General features: G+C 69.9%; 2 protein-coding genes. One reads left to right on the top strand and one right to left on the bottom strand.

Translation table 11 applies throughout. The features are described from left to right. The first annotated feature begins 29 nt into the window (after positions 1–29). Complete coding sequence (locus ACFR9S_RS06090; protein WP_379733252.1) at positions 30–239, top strand: hypothetical protein; 210 nt, start codon at positions 30–32, stop codon at positions 237–239. Between the two features lie 13 nt (positions 240–252). Here ACFR9S_RS06090 and ACFR9S_RS06085 read toward each other — a convergent pair whose 3' ends face one another. After that, on the bottom strand, positions 253–888 hold the full coding sequence (locus ACFR9S_RS06085; protein WP_379818275.1) for a uracil-DNA glycosylase: 636 nt from the start codon (positions 886–888) through the stop codon (positions 253–255). Positions 889–1,073 lie beyond the last annotated feature (185 nt).

Here is a 1,073-nt window from a genome sequence, read left to right as displayed (position 1 = left end):
CTTAAGCGACTGCCCGCCGACGCGCCGGTATGCTCGACTCCCGCGCGGCCGGACTGCTCGCGTCCGGCGTCACGTCGGCGTTCGCCCTCGGCGGACTGGGAACGTTCCTGCGACTGCTTCCCGACTCGGCGAGGCTCGCACCCACGGCGGCAGTGTTCGCGTTCGTCGCGGTGGTCGTCGCCGCCGGCGTCGTCGTCGGGAGCCGTAGCGTTCCGAACGGGACGGCGTACTGGACGTAGCCCGAGCGACCGGCTACCGACTCCTGCGGCCCTTCGTCTGCCGGTAGTCCCGCGAGAAGACGTTCTCCGTCATGTGCTCGACGAACGCGGCCTCCTGCGCGTCGGTCTGCTCCCCCGGCGGGATCATGGGGACGAGTTCGAACCCCCGACCCCGGACGGTCGTGGCGTGCTCCTCGGACACGTCGAAGCTGTCCGGCGATCGCGTGGTGTACTCGATCGCGAGCTCCCGCAGCGCGCGGTCGCCGATGGGGACGATGATGTGGGGGTTGATCATCCGGAGTTCGGCGTTGAGGAACGGCTCGCAGTTCCGCACCTCCGCGTCGGTCGCCGCCCGCTCGGGGTGGCGGCAGCGCGAGAGGTAGGTGAGGTAGACGTTCTGGAGGTCGGGCTCGGCAGCCCCCGGTGCCGAGCGCGAGAAGCCGAGTTCGCCGAGGATGCGCTGGACCCGCTCGCCCGCGCCGTCGCCGGTGAACGGCACGCCCGTCGCTTCGGCGCCCGCGGTCGGCGACTCGCCGACGAAGACGAACTCCGCGCCGGCGTCGCCGTAGCCGTGGACCACCTGCTCCCGGCAGTCGGCGAGGGCGGGACAGTTCCGGCAGTCCTCGTCCATCGCGAAGGGGTTCGAGAGTTCGTCCTGGTGGGCGTCCACTGCTTCGGGTCTGGTGTGGCTGGTGGAAAAACGGTTCGCTGATGAGTGAGGTTCGTGCGAGGTAGTCGGTGGGGGTGCGACTGGGAAATCGGCGACGACTGTGCTACCGCGACCGCGAACAGTACCGCGGAGCGAGCATGACTACTTGTGACCGCAGTGTGCCGGGTACGAGGCCCGGCACAGCA

This window comes from Halolamina salina, assembly GCF_042678005.1.
Taxonomy (GTDB): Archaea; Halobacteriota; Halobacteria; order Halobacteriales; family Haloferacaceae; genus Halolamina; species Halolamina salina.
This window is presented reverse-complemented; position numbering and strand designations above follow the sequence as displayed.